The 17,860-nt window shown below is 68.0% G+C and carries 19 protein-coding genes; 16 read left to right on the top strand and 3 right to left on the bottom strand.

Annotated features, from left to right (window positions below):
- Positions 1-199 precede the first annotated feature (199 nt).
- Together OHU34_RS19905 and OHU34_RS19900 are read left to right on the top strand one after the other, a co-directional pair.
- The gene (locus OHU34_RS19905; protein ID WP_107466709.1) at positions 200-469 is read left to right on the top strand and encodes a type II toxin-antitoxin system Phd/YefM family antitoxin; all 270 of its coding nucleotides are present in this window, start codon (positions 200-202) and stop codon (positions 467-469) included.
- On the top strand, positions 462-734 hold the full coding sequence (locus OHU34_RS19900) for a type II toxin-antitoxin system RelE/ParE family toxin (protein WP_142265366.1): 273 nt from the start codon (positions 462-464) through the stop codon (positions 732-734). Before OHU34_RS19905 ends, OHU34_RS19900 begins: the two co-directional genes overlap by 8 nt.
- Positions 735-1,093: 359 nt before the next feature.
- Here OHU34_RS19900 and OHU34_RS19895 read toward each other — a convergent pair whose 3' ends face one another.
- Positions 1,094-2,290: a pyridoxal phosphate-dependent aminotransferase gene (locus tag OHU34_RS19895; RefSeq protein WP_405767590.1), complete on the bottom strand. Its 1,197-nt coding sequence runs from the start codon at positions 2,288-2,290 to the stop codon at positions 1,094-1,096.
- Positions 2,291-2,464: 174 nt separating this feature from the next.
- Entirely contained in the window at positions 2,465-3,697 is a 1,233-nt protein-coding gene (locus OHU34_RS19890) for an MrcB family domain-containing protein (protein ID WP_405767587.1), read from the bottom strand.
- Positions 3,698-4,076: 379 nt separating this feature from the next.
- Here OHU34_RS19890 and OHU34_RS19885 point away from each other — a divergent pair, with 379 nt between their 5' ends.
- Together OHU34_RS19885 and OHU34_RS19880 are read left to right on the top strand one after the other, a co-directional pair.
- Positions 4,077-5,024, top strand: a complete 948-nt coding sequence (locus tag OHU34_RS19885) for a DNA-processing protein DprA (RefSeq protein WP_405767584.1) — start codon at positions 4,077-4,079, stop codon at positions 5,022-5,024.
- A gap of 431 nt (positions 5,025-5,455) precedes the next feature.
- The gene (locus tag OHU34_RS19880) at positions 5,456-5,887 is read left to right on the top strand and encodes a ComF family protein (RefSeq protein WP_405767582.1); all 432 of its coding nucleotides are present in this window, start codon (positions 5,456-5,458) and stop codon (positions 5,885-5,887) included.
- Between the two features lie 348 nt (positions 5,888-6,235).
- Here the strand turns inward: OHU34_RS19880 and OHU34_RS19875 are convergent, their stop codons facing one another.
- Complete coding sequence (locus OHU34_RS19875; protein WP_405767580.1) at positions 6,236-7,054, bottom strand: class I SAM-dependent methyltransferase; 819 nt, start codon at positions 7,052-7,054, stop codon at positions 6,236-6,238.
- A 59-nt stretch (positions 7,055-7,113) separates the two neighbouring features.
- On the opposite strand from OHU34_RS19875, the gene OHU34_RS19870 reads away from it, so the two are divergent.
- The 12 genes from OHU34_RS19870 (at position 7,114) to OHU34_RS19815 (ending at position 17,782) form a co-directional block, all read left to right on the top strand.
- The gene (locus tag OHU34_RS19870) at positions 7,114-7,830 is read left to right on the top strand and encodes a GntR family transcriptional regulator (RefSeq protein WP_405767577.1); all 717 of its coding nucleotides are present in this window, start codon (positions 7,114-7,116) and stop codon (positions 7,828-7,830) included.
- A 643-nt stretch (positions 7,831-8,473) separates the two neighbouring features.
- On the top strand, positions 8,474-8,743 hold the full coding sequence (locus OHU34_RS19865) for a DUF6284 family protein (protein ID WP_405767575.1): 270 nt from the start codon (positions 8,474-8,476) through the stop codon (positions 8,741-8,743).
- Positions 8,740-9,594 (top strand): protein spdB, encoded by an 855-nt coding sequence (locus OHU34_RS19860; RefSeq protein ID WP_405767572.1) that lies wholly within the window; start codon positions 8,740-8,742, stop codon positions 9,592-9,594. The genes OHU34_RS19865 and OHU34_RS19860 overlap by 4 nt, the downstream gene beginning before the upstream one ends.
- Positions 9,594-9,941 (top strand): RRQRL motif-containing zinc-binding protein, encoded by a 348-nt coding sequence (locus OHU34_RS19855; protein ID WP_405767570.1) that lies wholly within the window; start codon positions 9,594-9,596, stop codon positions 9,939-9,941. The genes OHU34_RS19860 and OHU34_RS19855 overlap by 1 nt, the downstream gene beginning before the upstream one ends.
- A gap of 1 nt (position 9,942) precedes the next feature.
- Positions 9,943-10,272: a hypothetical protein gene (locus tag OHU34_RS19850; RefSeq protein ID WP_405767568.1), complete on the top strand. Its 330-nt coding sequence runs from the start codon at positions 9,943-9,945 to the stop codon at positions 10,270-10,272.
- A complete protein-coding gene (locus OHU34_RS19845) occupies positions 10,263-10,466 on the top strand; it encodes a hypothetical protein (protein WP_405767565.1) in 204 nt (67 codons plus the stop codon). Before OHU34_RS19850 ends, OHU34_RS19845 begins: the two co-directional genes overlap by 10 nt.
- A 99-nt stretch (positions 10,467-10,565) precedes the next feature.
- Positions 10,566-12,719 (top strand): FtsK/SpoIIIE domain-containing protein, encoded by a 2,154-nt coding sequence (locus OHU34_RS19840; protein ID WP_405767563.1) that lies wholly within the window; start codon positions 10,566-10,568, stop codon positions 12,717-12,719.
- A gap of 238 nt (positions 12,720-12,957) precedes the next feature.
- Positions 12,958-13,422, top strand: coding sequence for a hypothetical protein (locus OHU34_RS19835; protein WP_405767560.1), 465 nt, complete (start codon positions 12,958-12,960; stop codon positions 13,420-13,422).
- A gap of 590 nt (positions 13,423-14,012) precedes the next feature.
- Positions 14,013-14,759 carry a DNA methylase gene (locus tag OHU34_RS19830; RefSeq protein WP_405767558.1) on the top strand — a complete coding sequence of 249 codons (747 nt, stop codon included), beginning with the start codon at positions 14,013-14,015 and terminating at the stop codon, positions 14,757-14,759.
- Positions 14,756-15,613 (top strand): DNA primase, encoded by an 858-nt coding sequence (locus OHU34_RS19825; protein WP_405767555.1) that lies wholly within the window; start codon positions 14,756-14,758, stop codon positions 15,611-15,613. Before OHU34_RS19830 ends, OHU34_RS19825 begins: the two co-directional genes overlap by 4 nt.
- The gene (locus OHU34_RS19820; RefSeq protein ID WP_405767552.1) at positions 15,606-17,087 is read left to right on the top strand and encodes an ATP-binding protein; all 1,482 of its coding nucleotides are present in this window, start codon (positions 15,606-15,608) and stop codon (positions 17,085-17,087) included. Before OHU34_RS19825 ends, OHU34_RS19820 begins: the two co-directional genes overlap by 8 nt.
- 452 nt (positions 17,088-17,539) lie before the next feature.
- Complete coding sequence (locus OHU34_RS19815) at positions 17,540-17,782, top strand: helix-turn-helix domain-containing protein (protein ID WP_405767550.1); 243 nt, start codon at positions 17,540-17,542, stop codon at positions 17,780-17,782.
- The last annotated feature ends 78 nt before the right edge of the window (positions 17,783-17,860 follow it).

Below are 17,860 nucleotides of genomic sequence, written 5' to 3'. Positions count from 1 at the left end.
GGACGGGCGCCCGCTGCCGTGTGCTCGCTCCCGTGTGCTCGCTCCCGCCCGGCGCCGTCAGGACGCCAGTGCCGTCAGCCCGCCGTGACCCGGGCGACGCCTCGTTCGCGTACATGTTCGCGTGGGGGCCCACGGGGTTACGCACTCGAGAGACAGTGAGCTGTTGTGTACACATGAGACACTCGGTACCTTTGGGTGCATGACGCAGCCCATGCCCATAGAGTCCATCCGCGATGTCCGGGCACACCTGGCCGAGGTCGTGGAGCGGGCCGACCGGGACGACGTACCTACCGTCATCACCCGGCGCGGCAAGCAGGTCGCCGCCGTGGTGTCCATCGAAGTGCTGCGCAAATACCAGGAGTGGGAAGAGCGCGAGATCAACCGGATCATCGACGAGCGCATGGCCAACCCGGCACCCGGCATCCCGATCGAGGACATCATGAGGGAGACGCTGGCGCGCAGTGAGTGAGTACCGCACCGTCTTCCGAGCCGAGGCTCAGGCCGAACTCCGCAAGGTGCGGCGAGACATGGCCCTCCGCGTTTTGGCCAAGCTGGCTGAGCTGGAGAACGACCCGATGGGGTTCAACACAACGGCCCTCGTCTCCCAGCCCGGCCGGCGGCGCCTACGGGTAGGGGACTACCGCGTGATCTACACCATCGACAACGGCGAGCTGGTGGTGTGGGTCGTACACGTCGGGCATCGCTCCACCTCTACGACACCTGAGCACTCCTGACATCGGGTCAGAATATCCAGACGATCCAGCACGGGATCAGTGAAGAGGCCGGGCCCGTAACAGCCTGCACCGCAGGCGATGCAGGTGCCAGGCCGACCGGAGTGAGAGGGGAGACCGTGCCGCAGGAAAGGCGACGTGCGGATACGTCGTGAGGGAGACGCCACGATGAGGGCGAGGGTTGCAGCGGCTGCCGCGCTGGTGCCCCGACGGCTCGAGGCAGAAGCTGCCGGAGCCGAACGGCGGTCCGCGTTCTGGTCGAGTGCAACGCCCCTGCCGAGCTGACGGAAGATGACGTCCGAGGTCGGAACCGCCGAGAGGCGCCCGCCCACACCTCGTGGCCGGACACTCCACGCGTGCCGTCAGCCCGCCAGCGCCTTCAGCCGGGTGGCCGCTTCCTCCAGCACGCTCACCCGCTTGCAGAACGCGAACCGTACGAAGGGCGCGCCCTCCTCGCGGTGGTCGTAGAAGACGGCGTTCGGGATGGCGACCACGCCCGCCCGCTCGGGCAGCGAGCGGCAGAAGGCGAAGCCGTCGGACTCGCCGAGGGGGCGGATGTCGGTGGTGACGAAATAGGTGCCCGCCGGGCGGAAGACCGCGAAGCCCGCGTCCGCGAGCCCCGCCGCCAGCAGGTCGCGCTTGACCCGCATGTCCGCGCGGAAGTCGGCGAAGTAGCTGTCGGGCAGGGCCAGCGCCTCGGCGACCGCGTACTGGAACGGGCCGGACGACACATACGTCAGGAACTGCTTCGCCGAGCGCACCGCCGTGACCAGTCCGGGCGACGCCGTGACCCAGCCGACCTTCCAGCCCGTGAACGAGAAGGTCTTGCCGCTCGACCCGATGGTGACCGTCCGCTCCCGCATCCCGGGCAGCGTCGCCAGCGGCACATGCTCGGCCTCGTCGAACACCAGGTGCTCGTACACCTCGTCCGTCACGACGAGCAGGTCCCGCTCCACCGCCAGCTCGGCGATCGCGGTCAGCTCCTCACGGGTGAGGACCGTGCCGGTCGGGTTGTGCGGGGTGTTGATCAGCAGCAGTCGGGTGCGCCCGGTGACCGCGTCGCGCAGTTCGTTCAGGTCGAGGCGGAAACGGGCCTGCCCGGGGTCCGGGCGCAGGGTGACCGGCACCCGCGTGGCGCCCGCCATCGCGATGCAGGCCGCGTAGGAGTCGTAGTACGGCTCGAGGGCCACGACCTCGTCGCCCGGCTCCAGCAGCGCGAGCAGGGTGGCGGCGATGGCCTCCGTGGCGCCCGCGGTGACCAGGACCTCCGTGTCCGGGTCGAAGGAGAGGCCGTAGCGGCGGAGCTGGTGGTCGGCGATCGCCGTGCGCAGCTCGGGGACGCCGGGGCCCGGCGGGTACTGGTTGCCGCGCCCGTCCCGCAGCGCCCGCACGGCCGCCTCACGGACCTCCTCGGGGCCGTCGGTGTCGGGGAAACCCTGCCCCAGGTTGATCGCGCCGGTCGCCGCGGCCAGGGCGGACATCTCGGCGAAGATCGTCGTCCCGAACTCGGCGAGACGGCGGTTGAGGAAGGGGCGCGCGGTGGAGGTCATGCCCGTCATCCTGCGCCGAAGCTCTGGAGTTCCTCAACTGACGTTCACGGATCGGGACCTGCGCGGGGGCCCAAGGCACCACCTCTGAGCAGGGGGAGAGCCGTCGTTGTCTGTCGTTGTCTGTCGTCGTCGGCCACCCTCGGACGGCCCACAGACGGCCCCGCTGAGGCACCACCAGCAGATTTACAGCGGGCTACATCCACCGTCTGCCACCTGCGATTTTTCCTGCGCCTGCCGCTGTTGGGGGACGCCTGGGGGAAACAGAGTCTGCTCCCCGGCCACCTCGCCGGACGACTGCATGCCAACCTGGGTTCGATACGCGTACGAGATCACCGTCAGATCTGCGTCTTCCACAAGCCACGGTGAGGTGCAGTGGAGGACACCCCCCGAGGTCGCCGGCTCCTCCCCCGTACGGTCCAGCTCGATCGAGTGCACGACGACCAACGCGTTGTCGGGGTAGTACTTCCGCTGCTTCTCGACTTCGGCACGGGTGAGAATCACCTCCAGTCCTGCGGAGGTCGTTCCCTTGACCTCGACGTGCAGCCGGCCTTCCCCCCTTGTGAGCAGGAGGTCGAAGGACTCCTTGTCGCCGACGTCCTTGACCTTCCACCCTTGCGCCTTGAAGTACTCGGTGGCCATGCCGACGCTGCGCTGCTCGATAGCTCGCCGCTCGCTCGACGTGAGCAGAAAGCCCTGTCCCGCCCTGCGCGGCCGCGCGCTGCCCGGGGTGCGCCGGCCAGCGGTCTTCGCCGCACTCCGCTCGGCCTCTAGCACCTCTGGAGTCGGGTCCCCGGGGATGTAAGGGGTCAGCCGCTCTGCGGCGTACAGGATGCCGAGCAGTCGGGTCATGAAGAGGAGGTCCTCCAGCAGGATCTCCTGCGGGGGCAGCTGCTCTCGGTCGTACTCGATGGCCAGCACATTCCCAGGACCGTAGCCCCGCCCCAGGGGTGTCCGGGCGTCCAGTTCGATGGTCTTGTGCAGGTCCGGGCGCTCGGCTGTAGCTTCCGCCAGTAGCGGCCGGGCCCAGTCGACACGGGCCCGGAGGTCTTCGACCCTGCGGGCCTTAAACACGCCTCCGGTCCAGATCGTCGTCCCTTGATTCAGGGACAGGTAGACCCGCTGGCCGGAGGCGCTAAACAGGTAGACCACGTACCAGCCGGTGGTCGAACTGGGCGACTGCTCGCGCCCGAACACTCGAACCCACGGGATCTCCGACTTCAGCCCCGTACCGTCACGCCCCTCGACACCCACGTCTTTGGGCGGAACCCCGAGCGCGGCAGTCAGCCGAGCCCTGTCCTGCCTCAACAGATCGGGCAGGTGCTGTCGGATGACGGCACCTCGTTCCTTCATCTCTTCCGTGTTCGTCGCCGTCCAAGACGGCTGAAGCTCAAGGACTTTGCTCAGGAGATCATCCACGCGGCGCAGCGTAACTCCAAGCGCTGACAACGCACTTGCCACGGCTAGAGGCACACGGTCGACGAGGGTGTGTGTTGGCAGTCCCTTAAGGATCACCTCCTGTTGAGCGACCTGACCAGCGCAGACGCCCGCACAGTGTTCTGCCCGCAGCACCGCCTTGTACCAGTGAGCCCGCATGCAGTGCGTGCCATGCGAGTACTTGACAAGGCTGTGGTCGTCAACTCCTGTACCTCTCCACCGGCCCGGCCTACCAGGTATTTCCCGTCTTTGCCTTACAAACGGTGGATAGGACATCGCTGCACCCCCTACTCTGGGGTAGTACCACCCGTCAACCGAACTGATCCTTCGAACAGTGATCTTTGAGTAGAAGGAGCAACAAGTGATCACCGATGGCCAGACGCGCCTATTGGCGCTTTGCTCGATTCGTGTAGAGGGTAAAAGCGTCGACTGGGCACTCATTGCCCGATGCGCCCTCAGGGGCCACCTCGATGCCCTATGCGACGGGAACATCCCCGAGGAATCACCGGCGGCAAGGAAAGCTCTGCCCATTCTGCGCCACGGCCTTCGCACCCCTCTCAGCGACCACGCCTCTCGCATCGACGAGGAGCTTCGCTTGGCGGAAAAGGTTGGCGCCAGGCTGACCACCGTGCTCGACAGCAGCTATCCCGAGAACCTCCGCACCCTCAAAGACCTCCCACCCTTCCTGTTCTTCCGGGGGGATCTGATTACAGAGGCCGACAGGCACACAGTAGCTGTAGTCGGCACTCGGGACGCGACGGATATCGGTTTGTCGCGAGCGAAAAGGGTAGCGCGAGAATTGGGTGAGGCTGGATTTACCATTTCATCCGGTCTCGCGCGCGGCATCGACACTGCCGCGCATGAGACGGCATTGCACTTCGAGCGTCGCACTCTCGCCGTCCTGGGCACTGGGATCACACGTTGCTACCCCAAAGAGAATGCTGGACTCCTGGAGGAAATCGCACAATCGGGAGCAGTTTTGTCTCAGTTCTGGCCATCTCGCTCTCCCGGTAGGGATACTTTTCCGAGGAGAAATCACGTTACGTCTGGAATGAGTCTGGGCAGCGTCGTAATCGAAGCCTCCCGAACTTCTGGAGCAAAAATGCAGGCGCGTGTCGCGTCCGAGCAGGGGCGACATGTCTTACTGCTGCGTTCGCTGGTAGATACACAGGAGTGGGCCCGCAAGATGGTGGAATCCGGTCGAGCAACGACCGTGGATAGCACCGACCAGATAATCGAACGCTTGCGCGACCCTCGGCCGTCTCATCCCGAACCCCTTACGGAGCAGTTGCGCCTCGACGTAGAGTGATCCACAGCGCTCTCTCTGTAGCCGACTGAGGGTTCAAGGGGTCATCTGTGTCGTATCGCCGCTTCGCCCGCCCGACCCGCGAGAACTGGACGATAGCCCAGTGGGTGGCATGGCTGAAGAGCCAGGACTTCACCCCGTCCGTCACTCCGACGGAAGTAGACGTATGTGCAATCTGCCGCGCCCCAACACCTATAGGGTCTCAGGGCACTCACTTTGCACGGTGCTTTCCGTGCAATAGTCAGTATTCCACGGTCCTCGCCGGCTTCATCCCTATTTGCTATTCAGTGCACGGGGGGCTTGAAGGGGCTCTTTGGCGAGTCAAGAATGAGGAATCGAGTAGTTGGCTCCAGTTACCTCTGGCGTCCCTTCTGTGGACATTCTTGGATAGCCATATTAAGTGCATCGAGGATGCGTACGGCGGGCCATTCGACATGGGCGTCACCGTGCCCTCTTCTAAGCAGCGGAACGGCATCAATCACCTCGACGACCTCTTGTCTTGCATAAAGACATGGCCTGTGGCGTGGAGGCAGGGTGTCTTGACCAAGACGCGCAGCGAGTCTGCCTCCGAGCGGCGCCAACGAATAGTCCCGGACCTCTTCGCCGCCGATCCGAGCGTCAACGGCAAAAGGGTCCTCCTTCTAGACGACACCTTCACGTCTGGTGGCACCATGGCCAGTGCTGCTCGCGCCTTGCGTGACGCCGGCGCAGCCTGCGTCATTGGCATCTCCTTCGGCCGGCAGCTAAATGCGAACCGTGAAGAGGCGCGAGATTTGATAGCGGAGCTTCCCCAGAGGCCCCTTGATCTAGAGACATGCCCAGTGCATGGCATGTCTGATTACGACCTCTTCCTGATGGGTGGATAATCCGCACCTGCTATGCGGTATTTATGTGCACTGGCCCACGGCGGGCTCGGGGGTGCACACGTCCCCTATGCACTGGACTCGCCCTGTCCGCCCCCGCCAGTTATCTCTGAGCGTCGAACAAGCCTCGCAGCAGGTTCCGACTGGCGAGCGAACGGCAAAGACCTCCAAGGAGGCCAGAGGGCTCACATACTGTCCCATGAATTACCGGAATGCTTTTCCAGGCTTTCCGCTTCCCCGCCAGATAGTCGCTTTTGACCTGCACTTCCCTTCTCCCTGCTGTGACGCCCCGGGTCGGCCATAGGGTGGCCGTGAGGGTCCTGCGCAAGCCCAACTAGGTCCGTAGACCCGTCAGGCAGTGGCGTCAGATGAGGCCCGCCCCACGGCGAGCAGGTGAGAGCTGGCGGCGAGCAACTCCGGGTACGGCTCAGCCATCCGCGCGGCTGCGATCGCGGAAGCGATCAAGTCCTCAGTGGGTCCGTCGCCAGGCTGCTGTTCGACTGCCTTGACGAGTGACCAGGCCGGACCCTCGATGCCAAACACCTCTACGTCGATCAGTCCCGACTCCCGCAGTTCGTCGGCCAGTTCTTCCGCGCGGTGGAAGTAAGCCAGGGTGAAGTGATCCCCGTCGTGTACGGCTGTGCGAAGAATCTTGGACACCGGCTCGTGCATGTGCTCGGTGTGCAAGTGGGCATACGTGACATGCTCGAAAAGCGATGCGTAACGGTTGATCGCCGCTGCCGCTACGAGTCCGCCCGGCTTGACCACTCGCCGCGCTTCAGCGAGCGCCGTACGGCGGTCGGCAGCATCGGGCAAGTGGTAGAGCGGACCGAGTAGTTGGACCACGTCGTAGCTGTCATCACCAGCATCCAACGCTCGGGCATCTCCAATGGATGCCGCGCAGACCGCTGCTGCCTGCTCAACGTGACGCGGGACCGGATCCACCAGACGCACGGTGTAACCGTCCTTGACCAGCCACTCGGCATGCACTCCGGTGCCTCCACCGACGTCCAGCACGCTCGCGGGTGCTGGCGGTAGGAAGCGGCGCAGAAGCTCCTGAGTCCTGGCCAACTCAAGACGGCCGTCCGCGGAGCGATGCAGACGCCTGCTTTCGTCCACAGTTTGCCCGTAGAAGCGCAGAACGGAAGGAGCCAATCCGACATTCGACATAACGGCAGTATGCTGTGTACCGGTGGACCAGTCCAGCAGTGACGGCAAGAGAGGTAGTCATGGCGCTACTGAAGTACGAGGAGATCGCCGAATCGCTACGCGCCCGGATCGCTGCCGGCGAGTTCGCGCCGGGTGAGATCCTTCCGTCCGGGCGTGACCTAGCCGAACAGTGGTCAGTGTCGCGTGCGACAACCGTCAAAGCGTTGGACGTGCTGCGTAACGACGGAGTCGTTACGGCCAAGCAGGGGACCGGCTTTGTGGTGACAGAGACGCCCGTCGCACGACCTGCGGGTTCACGGAAGGCTGGCTCCGCACGCATCACAGGCGGCATGCCCTTCCTGCGCGTCGGTGAGCCTGATTGGGCAGAGCCGCCGAGCCGAGTGGCAACCGTGCTCGGAATGGACCCTGGCACCACCACCCTGCGGCGGATTCGAGTCTTGCAGCTCCCGAACGGGAGTCCCCACAGCTACGCGGAAGCTTGGTTTCCGCCGGACATCGCGGAGGCCTCCCCCAGGCTTGCTCAGACCGCACCCATCCCGGAAGGAACGACTCGCTACGTGCGCCGGCAGACCGGCCGCTTTCCCGCAGAGGGAGTGGACGTCACCACGGTTCGCATGGCAACCGAGACGGAAGCCCACCACTTGGGCCTCTCCGAACCAACGGCAGTCGCCGTGGTTCTCCACACCGCCTACGACCAAGAGGGGCGCCCCCTCGTGTGCGAGGAGGGCATCACGCCTTCCCCTCACTACGAACAGGTAGACACCTATGCGATGTAGGCCCGAGTGACCCATGAGAAAGCTGGACCGGTCCGCCGGTCCAGCTTTTTTCATGCCATCCGACCTATCTGACCAGCGCAAACATCCAACTCCCCAATAAAGGGGGTGACTTGGTGCTTGACTGGACCGGTCCACCGGTCCAGTCTATGGATGTGCCGAAGGCCAACTCCCAAGAAGGTCAGGGATGTTCCGGCACGGCTGTTTGACCTGCACGAATGCATAAGGCGGGGACGCTGTAATCCCGCTGAAGGCCAGGCGCAACAGGGTTTCGGCCCGTACTGGCGAGGTGGCCCGGCGACCGCGAGCAACGGCCGGCGTGTGGGGACATGGTCCCCCTTGCAGTGATCTTCCGTACCCCTTCGACCGAGGAGCCCCGATGTGCCAACGACAGCTTTGGGTGTCGCCGTGATGGACCGGACGGCGTCGCCTGTGCAGTAGCTCGGTCCGCGTAGTTCTAGCCTTCGCGGCGGCTCACGCTGCGCCGGTTGCCTCCCTCGCCCGTCCGGTCCCGCAGCTCGCGGAGTCCGTACGGACGGGGTCGAGGGGAGCCGGACATTCCGACCCCAACGGCGAGCGCCCCCGGTGCGGGAACACCGAGGGCGCGGTTCGGGCCGTTGCCACCTTGCAGGGAGAACACGACCCAATGACGTACATCGTGACTGTTCAGGACGCTGTTACCGCGTTTGCCGACTTCATGGAGCCGACGAACGCGGAGCTGGACGCGATCGAGCTGGAGTCCCCGCTCATCCTGGCGGAGGTCGACCTGCTCGACGCGCAGATCAAGGCCCTGGACCACCCCGAGAACGAGGTCGACACCCGCCGCATCCGCCGGGCCCGCAACCGGGTCCTGGCCGCCCGCCGGGACCTGACCAACCGCACCGCCGCCGCGACCGCGCCGGGTGGTGCGGCGTGAAGGCCAAGACCGCACTGCCGGCCGTCGCGATGACGGCCGTCTCGATGGTGCTCACCCTGGCCGTGGTGGTGATGTGGCTGGGCACGGCTATGCCGTGGCCGGTCGCGCTGGTCGTCGGTCTCGGCATCGACGGGGGATGGCTGGCCACCCTCGCCTACGAACGCAGGCTGGCCGCGCAGGGCGACCACAGCAACGGCGTGACCGCCGTCGGCTGGGGATTCGGCCTCATCGCGACCGGCGTCCTGGTCGCTCACGCCCTGCTCGCGAAGGAGTCGTCCGGGGCGTGGCTGGCCGTCGCCTGGCTTCCGGTCGCGGCGAAAGCGCTGTGGCTGGTGCATGGGCTGTGGGAGCGCACCGCGCTCACCCCGTCAGCCCTCGGAGCGATCCGGGGCATCCAGCAGGAAGCCCGGGACGAAGCGGCCGTGGCGCGTGCCCGACTGCGGGCCGAAGCGGGCACGGAGGAGACGCGGCTGACGGCCGTGACGCAGGCCGGGGCGCGCGTCGCCCGCGTGCAGGCCAAGACCGCCGCCACGCTCGCGGGGGCGTGGTCGACGCTGGAGTCGGCGCGTCAGGGAGAGGGGACGGGCAGGGCGCTGACCAGCGTGACGGCCCGCGTCACACCCGACGTCACACCCGCGTGGGATCTGCCCGTGTGGGGCCCCACCGAGCCCGTTCCGGCGCTGGAAGCCGGCCCCGCGCTCACGGACGCTCAGCTTGACGTGCTGGTCGACGAGATCCGGCACAGTCAGACGCCGGCGCTGTCGTACCGGGAGATGGCCGTGCGGTTCCGGGCGGCCGGCCACTCCGCCTCTGAGGTCAGGTTGCGGCAGGCCTGGAAGCGCGTCGCCTGATGGCCACGCTGCCGGTCTACCGGTGGCGCCTGGCCCCGGACGGCTACGCCACCCGCCGCCAACTGCGGGCGCGTGACCTGCGCCCCGGTGGTCAGGGCGTGGCCGCTCAGCTCGAACGGCCGCGCCGCCGCCGGGGCCCGCTGGTCGCCTACCTCTACCGGGTCGACCTGGCCAAGCCGGTCCGGCCCATGACTCCCGCGAAGTGGGCGGCTCTGGCCCTGGCCAACACCGCCCGCCGTACCTGCCCTTCCTGCCGGCGTGACGCCGGATACGTCATTCCTCCCGCGCTCGGCATGTGTGTGCCCTGCGCCTACCCCGACCCTCACGGGTCCGAAGGGACTGCCTGAGATGGGCAACTCCGAGATCCGACGTGTGGACCGCGAGATCGTCAGGGCCGAACGCAAGCTGGAGGCGGCCCGCAACAGCGAGTTGTGGCCGCTGACCGCGTCGGAGAAGCGCAAGGTGATCACCGCTCTGGCGGGCGGTTCCGGCGCGATCTTGCGGGGCAACAGCACGGCCCGCGCCGAGAGCAAGCTGGACCGCCTGACGGTGCAGATCGAGTCCCGGCTGTCGGCGGAGCTGAGCGCGCTGCGGACGGTGCGGGAGACCCTCATCCGCGAGGACGCCAAGGCCAAGGCCCAGGACAAGGCCGCGAAGAAGTCCTCGGGGTGGTGGTGATCGTGTTCCGTTCCGGCGACAAGGTCGCGATCGTGGCCTGCCAGGACGACCCCCGCGCCATCGGCCGGATCGGCCGGATTATCGACGAGGTCCCGCCCGGCCCGCTCACGAACGGCCGGTGGACGGTCAAGGGCGTCGGCCTGTTGATCGGCCCCGTGCTCTGCCACGGCCACGAACTCCGCAGGACCGGCTGACACACAGCCGGGCCGGGACGGCCCCCGCCCGTCCCGGCCCCCACCCTTCCCGCATGTCCTTGCCTGCCCCCGTCGTGGGGGTGCTGAGGAGACTTCCGCATGTCCGAGAACGTCGTTCACCTGCACAAAGACACCGCCCCCGCCCAACCGGCCGTCCTGACCGTGGTCCCCGACCCGGCGCCGGCCGCTCCCGCCGCTCCGACGGCCTTGGCCGGTCCGGCTGTTGAGGCCGTCGACCTGCCCGGCAACCCGCTCGCGGACTGGCTCACCGCCCCCGAGGCGCCCGTGCTGCCCGTGTGGGCCCGCTCGCGTGCGTCCGTGATCGCCAACGTCCGCGCGTTCGGCCGGCTCACCTGGTGGCACACCCGCTACCACTCCTTCCGTACCCCGAAGTACCTGGTCAAGACGGTGTTGCTGGCCGCGCGTGGCTTCTTCCGGGCCGCCGCCGGACTGTGGCCGACCCTCTCGGCGCAGGACCACAGCGCGGTGGTCAAGGCCCTGCGGGCGCAGTCCAAGGCGCGGCCGGAGGATGTGGAGCTGGCCGCCCGGCTCCAGATCGCCCACGGCATCCGCACCCGGGCCCGGCGCTGGCGGTTCGGTGCCGCCGCCGCTGCGGTCGCCGCCGCCGCACTCGGTATCGCGCTGGCGCCCCCGCTGCTGCAAGCCGGCATAGGGGCCGCCGTCGTCACCCCGCTCGCCTACCTGGGACGGGGCAAGGAAACGCGTCTGCTGGACCAGGCGGCGCCGCCGCTGAAGGTGGACATGTCCGCGCAGCAGCTCAATGAAGCGCTGCGGGCCGCCGGCCTCCTCAAAAGCGGCAGCGGCAAGGACGAGAAGGACCTTCCGAAGGTGCTCTGCACGATGGGCCCGGTCCGCGACGGCCGTGGCTGGGCCGTGATCTTCGACCTGCCCCGGGGCGGCGGCAAGACCGCCTCCGACGTCCTCGCCAAGCGGGAGGTCATCGCGCAGGAACTCGGAGTCGACGAGATCCAGGTCATCATGTCCCGCGTCCGCGCGGCCAAGGGCGGCAACGCCGGCCGCGTCTCGATGTGGGTGGCCGACGACGACCCGTACTTGGGCCCGCTCAACCCCTCGCCGCTGGAGAAGGCGGAGAGGTTCTCGATCTGGGACGCGGTCCCGTTCGGGCAGGACGCGCGCGGCAACCGCGTGGCCGTGCCGGTCATGTGGCAGTCGATGTTCTTCGGCGGCCTGCCCCGCCGGGGCAAGACGTTCTCACAACGGCTGCTCACCGCCGCCGGTCTGCTGGACGCCTACGTGCGCCACTACGTCGCCGACGGCAAGGGCGGCGCCGACTGGATGCCCATGAAGGCCGTCGCCCACCGGCTGGTCATGGGCGCCGAAGACGCTGCGATCGAAGCACTCAAGGCCATGCTGCAAGAGCTGCTGGCGGAGATGGAACGCCGGTTCGCGCTGCTGCGGGACCTGCCGACGTCGGTGTGCCCGGAGGGCAAGCTGACCCCGGACATCATGGTCAAGTACAACCTGCCGGTCATCTTCGTGACCATCGACGAGTTGCAGGAGTACTTCACCGCGATGGAGCGCGAGGACCGCGAGCAGGTCATCAACGACCTGTGCCGGATCGCCCGCCGGGGCCCGGCCGCCGGGTTCATCTCCAACTTCGCCTCCCAGCGCCCCGACGCCGAGTCGGTGCCGGCGAAGCTGCGGGAGATCATCACCATCCGCTACTCCACGCAGGTCGTCGACCGCACCAGCTCCGACATGGTCCTCGGCAAGGGCAAGGCCGCCCAGGGCGCAGACGCCTCCGTGCTGTCCGAGGACCACAAGGGTGTGGGTGTGCTGGTTACCGGCCCCGCGTCGTTCGTGACCGTACGGGCCGACTACCTCGACGGCACCGGGTTCGCCGCACTGTGCCGCAAGGGCCGCGCCCTGCGCGAGGCCGCCGGACAGCTCACCGGCGACGCGGCCGGCGACGTCACCGCCGCCGCCGACGCGGCCGGACTGACCGTGCCCGCCGTCGTCTCCGACGTCCTCGAGGTCATGCGGCACGCCCCGCGCATGTTCACCACCGACCTGCTCGCCGGACTCGTCAACCTCGACGAGGACGTCTACGGCGACTTCAACGCCGAACGCCTCGCCTCCGAACTGGAGAGCGCCGGCGTCAAGCGCACCAGCAAGCAAGTCAAGATCAGCGGCGCCAACGCAGCCGGCTACCAGCGCCGCGACATCGAAGCCGCAGTCCCCGCCGAGATCCTCCTCAGCACCGGCAGGTAAAGGGCCCCCGCCCTACCCCGGCCCCACCGGACACCCCCTCCACCCGGCCGTACGCCGCCCTCCGCGACCGCACCGGAGTAGAGGGGGCTCCTTACCCCGGTAGAGGGGCAGGTAGAGGCCCCTGACCTGCAAGGTAAGGCCGGTAGAGGGGGCACGCCCGGCCCCCTGCCAACCCCTCCGCAGCGTCCATCGCGGACCCTGCCCGCCGCCCCGACCGAGCACCGGAAGGGAACCATCCATGTATCCCGAACACGCCCACAACACGCCCGCACTACGGTCCGTGGAAGTCCACCAACCCACCCCCATCACCCCCGCCGCGCCATACGCGGCACCCCTCGTGCCCATGCAGCCCGGCGCCGTCCCGGCGGTGGCGAGCGTGGTCCTGCCGGACGGGCGGGTCGTCACCGGCTACGCCGTCAGCCCCATGCAGCCCGAACCGGTCGCCACCCGGCCGGCCGTGTCCAGGACGGCGGTGAACGTCGCCCTCGGAGGCGTCGGGTTCCTCGCCGTATGCGGCGGACTGCTGCTGCTGACCACGTTCATCACCGCGCTGGCCACGCTGGTCACCCAGCTCATCACGCTGGCCGCCGTGATCTTCGGCGGCTGGATCGCCGTCCAGGCCATCGGCCCGCAGCACGGCAACGGTGGCACCGTCGTGCATATCCGCAAGGCGATCTTCAAGCGCAACCGTTTCAACGGCTAGAGCTCAGCGCCGAGGTCAGCTCTCATGGCGCGCCGCAGCAACGAATGAGCCTCTTTGTAAGCCCGACGGAGTTGCGCGTATTCGTCGCTGTCGTTCGGCACGCCGTCTGCGACTGCAACACACAGATCGCGAATCGCGTGGTGAGTGTTCTCCGTTGCAGCCACAACCCGTGTGGGTGCTGTGATCTCAACTTCGTAGCGACGGCTGATGCACTCCACGTACGCATCCCAGACCGCCGCTGCACGCTCCGTCGACCGCATGTCCCTCGCTCGTGCAAGAGAACCCACTGTGTGTCGCGTCTTGGACAAGACCGCCAGATACGAGCCGTAGAGGACCCGCCTGTTCTCGGTGTTCTGGTCAACCCTGTGCCGTTTCGAACGCCAGAACTCAAGCGCTCCCGCTGAAAGCGTGGCGATACCGCCTCCCGCAAGGGTGCTGACCAGCGCAGTCCATTCCACTCGCCCCGCCCCTCACGACACCAGCGTTCGTCCAAGCGAGCCAACGACACAGGGCGGCCCCCGTTCTCGGCAAAAGTCCGGGGCCGCCCTTGCCCAACCAGCCCACTACAGACCTGTTGGAGGTCATCCAGCATGACGCAACCCACCCCCATCGGGCGAGCCCTCGCCTTACTCTCCCGGATCGAGCCCCTTCGGGTGCTGGACGCCTACTCGTGCATCGGCGGCGGCACCGAGGGCTACCGACGCGCGTTCAAGAACTGCCACATCACCGGCGTCGACATCCAGGCGCAGCCGGACTACCGGGGCGATGCCTTCCACCAGGGCGACGCGGTCGAGTTCATCCGCGCCCACGGCCACGAGTTCGACTTCATCCACGCGTCCCCGCCCTGCCAGGGCGAGGGCGCCCCGACCAAGGGCACGAACGCCGCCCGCAACAAGGCGATCGGCCGCACCTACCCCCGGCTCATCGTCCCCACCCGGGCCGCGCTGGAGGCCACCGGCCGCCCGTACGTCATCGAGAACGTGCCCGGCTCCGAGGTCCGCAAGGACATCCGCCTGTGCGGGGAACAGTTCGGCCTGGCCGTGCTCATGCACCGCTACTTCGAGTTGGGCGGCTGGACCACCGCACAGCCGGCCCACCCCCTCCACCGGGGCTACGTGCGCGGCTACCGGCACGGCGAATGGCGCGACGGCCCATACGTGGCCGCCTATGGCAAGGGCGGCGGCAAGGCCACCGTCGCCGAGATCCGCGACGCGAAGCGCATCGACTGGTCCACCGACCACCTCAGGCTCCGCGAGGCGCTCCCGCCCGCCTACACCGAATGGATCGGGCGCGCCTTCCTCGCCGCCCACACCCCCGTTCTGGGGGTGGCCGCATGACCGCCGTCCCGGCCCCGCTGGACACCGCGCTCATGCTGGCCACCCACGGCGTCCCGCCCCTGCCCCTACGGGCGGGGAAGGCGCCGTTCGGCAACTGCGCCGCCTGCACCGGCAACGCGTGCGGCGGCCGGCCGAACATGAAAGCCGCGGGCTCCTGCTCCTGCCCGAACCCGTGCCACGGGTGGGCCGCCGCCACCACCGACCCGCACGTCCTCACCTCCCCGGCCTGGGCGGGCGCGTGGCGCCGGGCCGCCGCCGTCGCCTACCACCCCGGCGGCGCCGGCGTGACCGTCGTCGACCTGGACGACCCCGCCGCCGTCCAGTGGGCCCGCGAGACCCTGCCCGCGACCCGGACCGTGGCCACCACCCGGGGCGAGCACTGGATCTACCGGGGCACCATGCCCTCATCGAACGCGGTCCGGCCCGGCGTCGACATCAAGTCCCTTATGGCGTACGCCCGTTGGCTCGGATCCGGCACCGGCTCCACCGCCGCTCTCCCGGACGCTGTGCGGGCCCTGGCAGTAAAGGAGCCGTCCCCGGTCCGCAGGGCGCCACAGACGCTCACAGTGCCCCTGAGGACCCATGGGGGCGAGTGCAGGCACCGTACGCCCGCCTATCTGGACCGTGGCATCTCCATGGCCGTGCAGCGCATCACCGAGGCCCGTAGCGCCATCCACGCGACCGTGTACCGCACGTTCCTCGCGGTGCTGTCGACGCACGGACGGTGCGGCTGCCTCACCGACGCCCATGTCACGCGGCTGTTCACCGCCGCGCAGGCCAAGGGCGAGACCGCCCGGCACTGCACGGACGCGTGGACCAACGCCCTGACCACGTTGGGACTGAGTCATGCCTGAGGACGAGAAGAACCCCGCCCGGCAGATCATCGCGGACTACGCGCAGTCCCATTTCCGGTACTTCCGCACCGCCGACGGGACCGTGTACGCGCAGAAGAACGGGCACCCCGTCGCCCGGCCGATGCGCTCGCAGGGCGCCACCGGCAGCCACAGGCAGGAACTCATGGTCGGCCTGTTCAAGGACGGTCGCGGCGTGTTCAACGGATCGGCGATGAAGGAGGCGTTGGACTTGATCGAAGCGCTCGCGCTGGAGGCGGACACGCACGCCGTGAACATCCGCGTTGCCCCCGGCTTCGACGGGGCGACGTGGCTGGACCTGGGCCGCGATGACGGGAAGTCCGTCCGCATCCACCCCACCGGGTGGGACATCATCACCCCCGACCCGCGCGAGGTCTGCTGGAGGCGCACCCAGCTCACCGGCGAACTCCCGCTGCCCGTCAAGGACACCGACGGCAAGGGCATCGACCAGCTGATGCGGCTGTGCAACTTCGCCAACGCCGAAACCGAATGCCTGGCCATCGCATGGCTGATCGGCTGCCTCGGACCGTCCGTGCCGGTCCCCGCGCCGTTCCTCACCGGACCGCAGGGAGCGGGCAAGTCCACCGGGGGCCGGATGCTCACCAGGATCATCGAGGGCATGAGCGGCGACCTGCGCCGGGCCCCGAAGGACGAGGAGAACCTGATCGCGGCCGTGGCAGCGGGATGGATCACCGCGCTGGACAACCTCTCCCACATGACGCCGGACCTCTCCGACGCCATGTGCTGCATCGTCACCGGAGCCGAGAGCGTCAAGCGCGCGCTGTTCACCGACGGGGACGTGTTCCGCGTCGGCTACCGCCGGCCACTCCTGCTGACCGGAATCGACGTCGGCGTCATCCGGCCCGACCTCGCGGAACGGCTCCTGCCGCTGCGGCTGGAACGGCCCCGCGTCCGGCGCACGGAGGCCGAACTGTGGGCGGACTACGCGGAAGTCCTGCCCGTCGTTCTCGGCTCGCTCCTGGACCTCACGGTCAAGGTCCGCGCTGTGGAGGCGGAGACCCCCACCGACCTGCGAATGGCAGACTTCGCCCACCTGTGCGCGCAGTTCGACGCGGCAACCGGTCTCGGGGCCCTCGCCGCGTACCGGGCGAGTCTGGACGACCTGAACGACGACGTGATCGAGGGCGACCTCCTCGCACAGACCGTCCTCAGGCATGCCGAGACCATCGAGCCGGGCGCCGCGCAGCAGATGACGTCCACAGAGTGGCTGCACTGCCTCAGCCTCCTCTACAGCGGCGACGAATGCCGTGCCCTGCCCAAGGGATGGCCGACCACCGGCAAAGTCCTCTCCGACCGCCTCAAGCGCCTCCAACCGACTCTGGCCGCCCGGGGTGTGCTGATCGACTCGGGCCGTACCAAGGCGGGCCGCTACCTCGAAATGACTCGCACGGTCGTCCTGCCCCTGCCTCCACACGAGCAGCAGCGGCTGCACTGATTCCCGCGATCCGCACGCCAGGGGACAAGTAAGAGGAGCACCAGCCCTGGGGTGTGCTCCTCTTGCTGTTCGGCGCAGCGCGCCGCCCCAAGGTCGTGCCGCGCAGCGGCTCCTTCTTCGCTCTGTAAGGCGCACCGAACTACTACAGGCAGCCCCTTCTTTGTCCTAAGTAGGAAGACGCTGCGTCACCTGCGTCACCCGGGCCGGAAAACGGCCGCTGACCTGCGCCGACAGCGGTGACGCAGACGGCTGGCTCTGCGTCATCCTGCGTCACCTGCGTCACCCGGTGACGCAACCGGTGACGCACGGGTGACGCAGCCCCGATCCGCAGCGTCACCAAAAACCGCAGGTCAGAGCCCTAAATGACGCAGGTGACGCGGTGACGCAGAAATCCGAACCTCGGACAGACACGCCCCGAATCCGGATCCTCACCCGCGCACGGAGGACACGCGATGAGTGCTGTACGTGAACAACCGGACCCGCGCGCCACGCTCCGTGGCGGGTTGCCGGATCGCTACCTCACCCCCGACGACATCGCCGAGATGTTCGAGGTGCCCAAAGAGACGGTCTACCAGTGGCGCCGGAAGCGCGTGGGACCGCCCGGATTCCGCATCGGCAAGTACATCCGCTACGACCCCGCCGACGTGCTTGCCCACGTCGCCGAACGCAAGAGCACCGAACAAAACGCTGCCTAACCCAACACCCACCGCAGACAGCAGGGAGAGCCGCGACCTGGCGGCTCTCCCTGCTGCGTGTTGAGAGGACCCCCGCCT

Origin of the sequence: Streptomyces sp. NBC_00080, assembly GCF_045041255.1 — a bacterium.
GTDB lineage: Bacteria > Actinomycetota > Actinomycetes > Streptomycetales > Streptomycetaceae > Streptomyces > Streptomyces coriariae.
The sequence above is the reverse complement of the archived record's forward strand: the minus strand, read 5'-3'. Positions and strand labels throughout refer to the sequence as shown.

Bases quoted from the DNA above. Each gene is read 5' to 3' on its own strand.
- OHU34_RS19905 (WP_107466709.1), top strand. From the start codon at position 200: ATGACGCAGCCCATGCCCATAGAGTCCATCCGCGATGTCCGGGCACAC.
- OHU34_RS19895 (WP_405767590.1), bottom strand. From the start codon at position 2,290: ATGACGGGCATGACCTCCACCGCGCGCCCCTTCCTCAACCGCCGTCTC.
- OHU34_RS19880 (WP_405767582.1), top strand. From the start codon at position 5,456: ATGGGCGTCACCGTGCCCTCTTCTAAGCAGCGGAACGGCATCAATCAC.
- OHU34_RS19875 (WP_405767580.1), bottom strand. From the start codon at position 7,054: ATGTCGAATGTCGGATTGGCTCCTTCCGTTCTGCGCTTCTACGGGCAA.
- OHU34_RS19870 (WP_405767577.1), top strand. From the start codon at position 7,114: ATGGCGCTACTGAAGTACGAGGAGATCGCCGAATCGCTACGCGCCCGG.
- OHU34_RS19865 (WP_405767575.1), top strand. From the start codon at position 8,474: ATGACGTACATCGTGACTGTTCAGGACGCTGTTACCGCGTTTGCCGAC.
- OHU34_RS19855 (WP_405767570.1), top strand. From the start codon at position 9,594: ATGGCCACGCTGCCGGTCTACCGGTGGCGCCTGGCCCCGGACGGCTAC.
- OHU34_RS19850 (WP_405767568.1), top strand. From the start codon at position 9,943: ATGGGCAACTCCGAGATCCGACGTGTGGACCGCGAGATCGTCAGGGCC.
- OHU34_RS19840 (WP_405767563.1), top strand. From the start codon at position 10,566: ATGTCCGAGAACGTCGTTCACCTGCACAAAGACACCGCCCCCGCCCAA.
- OHU34_RS19835 (WP_405767560.1), top strand. From the start codon at position 12,958: ATGTATCCCGAACACGCCCACAACACGCCCGCACTACGGTCCGTGGAA.
- OHU34_RS19830 (WP_405767558.1), top strand. From the start codon at position 14,013: ATGACGCAACCCACCCCCATCGGGCGAGCCCTCGCCTTACTCTCCCGG.
- OHU34_RS19825 (WP_405767555.1), top strand. From the start codon at position 14,756: ATGACCGCCGTCCCGGCCCCGCTGGACACCGCGCTCATGCTGGCCACC.
- OHU34_RS19820 (WP_405767552.1), top strand. From the start codon at position 15,606: ATGCCTGAGGACGAGAAGAACCCCGCCCGGCAGATCATCGCGGACTAC.
- OHU34_RS19815 (WP_405767550.1), top strand. From the start codon at position 17,540: ATGAGTGCTGTACGTGAACAACCGGACCCGCGCGCCACGCTCCGTGGC.